Raw genomic sequence first — 4,196 nt, 5'->3', positions numbered from 1 at the left:
CTCTGAGTGATGTAAGTAACGGACTCAGTCGCCAAAGGATGGGCGACGAAGAGGAGTCCTGCCGTGGCTGCTGCGAGCAGAGAAAAGGAGTCACGTTGAAACAGTCTGCGGATGAGGGAGAACAGGAGCAGGCCATTGCCCATGTGAATGGCAATGTTCAACAAGCGATACGTGGTGGTATCGTCACCGCCGACGAGATGATTGAAATAGAAAGTGAGATAGGTGACGGGCCGGGTGATAAAATTCAAGGCGATGTCAGCGCTGACACCCCATTGAAGGCAGCGGTGAACGAAGCTTTTTAAATCCAGCAGGTAGAGAAAGCTTGAGGCGTCTCTCAGGTAAGGATTGTTGAAAACATAGGTGTCGTCATCCAAGACTGTGCCGAAGCGCAATGTGTGGCCGTAGATCAGCCAGGGAAGCAGACCTAGAAGCGCCATGGCGAACGCCATTCGCCAGGGGTGTCCAGAGGTGCTGGCCGGTGTCTTGTGACTGCTGGGAGGAGGTGTCATAAGGGTGTGCTGGTTGCTGCAAACACACTGGCAGAAACCGGCCCACACTGGCAAAAGACTGTCCCCGTAGCGCTGCGCGCTAGTGAGGCGTCATGCCCCATGCTCGCGCACCCATTCTCCAGCTCGCAGATACAGCTCGGCGGCACTGCGAAGCTGGAGCTTGTCCTTGATGCGGGCGCGGTAGGTTTCGACGGTGGATTCACCGAGGTGGAGACTGTCCGCTATCTCTTTGGTGCTTTTGCCACGACCGAGGAGCTGGAAGACCTCCAACTCGCGGTCGGCGAGTGTCTCCATGCCGACGAGCACAGTGGAGCGCTTTTGGGTCATGCGGCTGAGCAGCTTGGCATTCATCCTCTGGCTGACATAGATTTCGCCATCCAGGACGCTGCGGAGGGCTTTGACGACTTCTTTGGAGGCTTCATTCTTACTGATGTAACCCTGGGCTCCGGCACGCAGGGAGCGCTCAGCGTAAAGATCTTCATCGTGCATGGAGAGCACGAGGATTTTCAGATCGATTCCCTGGGCTTTCAGATCCTTGAGCAGTTCCAAACCACTGGAGCCATGCAGGGTGATGTCCACGATGGCCACGTCAGGCTGGGTTTCCTGGATGAGTCTCATGGCATCCCGGATGTTGTCGGCTTCACCACAGATGGTCAGGCCGAGTTCACGCTTGATGAGCAGTCCCAGATGTTCTCGAAACATGGGGTGGTCTTCGACAAGAAGTACTTTTTTAGCGATGGAATTCATGATCGTGGGTGGTGGGCGTGTGCTCGATCCTGAGCTGGCAGCGGACTCGTGTGCCGCCGCTGAGTTTTGGCTCGAAGTGAAGTTCCGCCCCAATGGCCTGGGCGCGGTAGCGCATGGTGCGCAGCCCCATGCCTTCGGCTTTACGAACCGCTTGGAAATCCATGCCCTTGCCATCGTCCTCAATGATGAGGTTCAGGTTCTGATCGTTCAGTTCGATTTTGATGAGAATGTTTCTGGCCTGGCCATGACGCACAGCATTGGCCACAGCCTCCTGGACGATGCGGTAGAGGTGCATGGAGGCCTCAGGGGAGTCGAGCTGCAGTTCTGTGTTCTCCCGGACTTCAATGTTCGCTCCAGTGAGCCGGGAGGTCATCTGCGCAAGGTCCCGCAATGCGGTGGAGAGACCGCTGCGATCCACGTGCACAGGAAAGATGCCACGAGCGAGATCCCGTGCTTCGACGACGGCCTGCTGGAGTGATTCCTCGATCTGCGAGGCGTCATGAGCGCCATCGAGTCCTTTGGCCTGCATGTCTTCCGTGAGAGCACGCACGGCGCAGCCGATGGCTGCGAGCTGCTGGCAGAGTCCGTCATGCAGATCCCGTCCGATGCGTTGCTGCTCATGCTCGCTGACGCTGACGATGTCTTTTTCGAGCTGCCGACGCTCTTCGAGCATGCGGATGTGGGCTGCGTCAGAGTCCTGACGGTTGCGCACGGCATTCACGGCGAAGACGACGACGCAGAAATAGAACTCGCGGTTCATCAGTGCCCAGAGATAGCCCAGCTCGGTTTCATAGGGGTGGGTGTCATTGTTTGAATACCACCAGACAATGCCCGAGAAGATGGCAATGAGGAATCCTGCCGTGCTGCCGGACCACCACACGGCCAAAATGATCGGGACGGCATAGAAAATGAAAAGGCTGACTTCCCAGCCGGTCGCCCCATCCAACCATCCCATCACAAGTGTCAATGCCACGGGCATCAGGATGGCGAGCCAGAACGGCCGCTGACGCATGATATTGGTCAAGGCTGCCCAGCCGACCGCCTGAGCCGGTGTGGCTGACTCTGTGGGCAACGGGTGGCTGGAGATGCGCGTGCTCATGTGGCTAAGTGGCGGCGAGCCTCAAAAAGTCTGCATACTCGCGGATGTAATCCTCCTCTTCATACGGGAAAGAGGCCAGCACGAGCAAGACTGAATCTGCCGAATGCTGGAACTGAGTGGACCAGATCAGCGGAGGGACGAAGACGCCGAGTGTCGGGCGGTCGAGATGAAAATCGGCCTGCCGCTCGCCGTCATCGACGAGCAGGTGGCAATTTCCATGCACGCAGAGAAGGAACTGCGCGCAGCGACGATGTGCATGCTGGCCGCGTGATTGACCTGGAGGAACGCCAAAGGTGAGGAAGTAGCGCTGTGGCTGGAAGGGCAGACCTTGAGGAAGTTCGCCGACGCTGAGGTGCCCACGCGCAGGATCAACGCAGCAAGGCATCTCGTAGAGGCGCACTCCGCGCACGGGTGTTTCACTAATGCTGGGTGGTGGCAGTCTCATGTGCAGTCAGGGGCTGCGGCATCGCGATGGATCATTGTGCGCACGAGTGACTGGGGTTTGCCTGACACGGTCAGAAAGGCGCGTCCGACATATTCGCCGATGATGCCAAGCATCAGCAATTGTGCGCCGGAGAAGATTGCCAGTGCGCCCATCAGTGATCCCCAGCCCGCCTGTCGTGCGCCCACAGTGATCATTTCTAGTAGCACGATGGCCAGCACGGCTGCTCCGCCGAGACAAAGGATGACGCCGAGCACGCTCGCAAGGCGCAGTGGCATGATGCTGAAGTCGAAGAGCAGGCTCAAGCTCAGGCGGATCAGCCTGGTCAGGCTGTACTGGCTGCGCCCTTGAATGCGTGGGTCATGGCGTACTTCGAGTGTGCTGATGTGACGCGTGGCACCGAGGATGAGACCGTCGATGTAAGGGTACGGCCCGTGATAGGTGATGATACGCTCCACGAGTTCGCGGCGGAGGGCACGGAAGCTGGAGAGGTAGAGTTTAGCCGGCTTGCCCAGCAGCAGAGTGGCGAAGTGGTTTGCCAGCCGGCTTGCCACATTGCGCAGCAGGGAGTGCTGCTTGGTTTCGTAGCGTGAGTACACGACCTCGGCTCCGCTGGTGCGCAGATGCTCCAGCAGGCGCACGGCTTCACCCACGGGATTTTGCAGATCGTCGTCGAGATTGACCACCCACATTCCGCGTGAGCGCCGGTAGCCTTCGAGCACGGCGGCATGTTCGCCGTAGTTGCGTGCCAGTTCCACGAGCACGACTGGAGCGGGAAAATGAGCCGTTAATTCACGGACCCGGTCAAAGGTTCCATCCGAGCTTCCATCATCCACGAGCACGAGTTCCCAGCTCTGCGCCAGGCGCAATTCGCGGAAGGCTGCCAGCAGCGATGGCAATCCATCTCCCGTTTGGAACAATGGGACAACGAAGCTGAATTCGGGTGTCTCAGCGTTCTCATTCATGGCGGTGTGCGACGGTGAAAACAGAGGAGCCGATGAACCCAAGTCTGCGGCTGGCGCATGCATCCAGCCGGCCAAGATGGGTGAGCGAGGCATTCAGCCAGGCAGGAAGCTGCCGGATATCCGAGCGCGCTGAATGCGGGCGCAGCCGTGTCCAGCGCCGCCAGACGAGCAGCGGCAGAAAGAGCCAGGCATTCCAGTAGTGCATCATATCCACGCTGAGGTTATGAAAAAGCAGGCGATCACGCACCTGACATGCTGTGTAGCGTCGTGCGCCACGGACCGCGTGATCATGCGCGCCACGAAGGCAGTCGAAGGCTGGAAGATTCATGATGAAAATGCCGCCGGGCTTCAGCACGCGTGCTATCTCGTCCAGTGCACGATGTTCATCCACCTGCTCGTGGTAGAGCACGTCCAGACTCAGGACGGCATCGAAG

General features: G+C 58.7%; 5 protein-coding genes and 1 pseudogene. All 6 read right to left on the bottom strand.

Going from position 1 to position 4,196, the window contains the following annotated elements; all coding sequences use genetic code 11:
* Positions 1–509, bottom strand: a pseudogene (locus tag AC6FTP_RS25810) (hypothetical protein); the annotation flags it as partial.
* Between the two features lie 90 nt (positions 510–599).
* Positions 600–1,256: a response regulator transcription factor gene (locus AC6FTP_RS25805; RefSeq protein WP_497209773.1), complete on the bottom strand. Its 657-nt coding sequence runs from the start codon at positions 1,254–1,256 to the stop codon at positions 600–602.
* On the bottom strand, positions 1,240–2,355 hold the full coding sequence (locus tag AC6FTP_RS25800) for a sensor histidine kinase (RefSeq protein ID WP_497209772.1): 1,116 nt from the start codon (positions 2,353–2,355) through the stop codon (positions 1,240–1,242). The genes AC6FTP_RS25805 and AC6FTP_RS25800 overlap by 17 nt, the downstream gene beginning before the upstream one ends.
* A 4-nt stretch (positions 2,356–2,359) precedes the next feature.
* Positions 2,360–2,800: a sugar 3,4-ketoisomerase gene (locus AC6FTP_RS25795; protein ID WP_497209771.1), complete on the bottom strand. Its 441-nt coding sequence runs from the start codon at positions 2,798–2,800 to the stop codon at positions 2,360–2,362.
* Positions 2,797–3,762 (bottom strand): glycosyltransferase family 2 protein, encoded by a 966-nt coding sequence (locus AC6FTP_RS25790; protein WP_497209770.1) that lies wholly within the window; start codon positions 3,760–3,762, stop codon positions 2,797–2,799. Before AC6FTP_RS25790 ends, AC6FTP_RS25795 begins: the two co-directional genes overlap by 4 nt.
* On the bottom strand, positions 3,755–4,196 hold a 442-nt coding region (locus tag AC6FTP_RS25785; RefSeq protein ID WP_497209769.1), incomplete at its 5' end, for a methyltransferase domain-containing protein. The genes AC6FTP_RS25785 and AC6FTP_RS25790, both read right to left, overlap by 8 nt.

Source organism: Prosthecobacter sp. (assembly GCF_044378005.1).
GTDB lineage: Bacteria > Verrucomicrobiota > Verrucomicrobiia > Verrucomicrobiales > Verrucomicrobiaceae > Prosthecobacter.
Note: the sequence above shows the minus strand (reverse complement) of the source record. Positions and strands in the feature narration are given on the sequence as shown.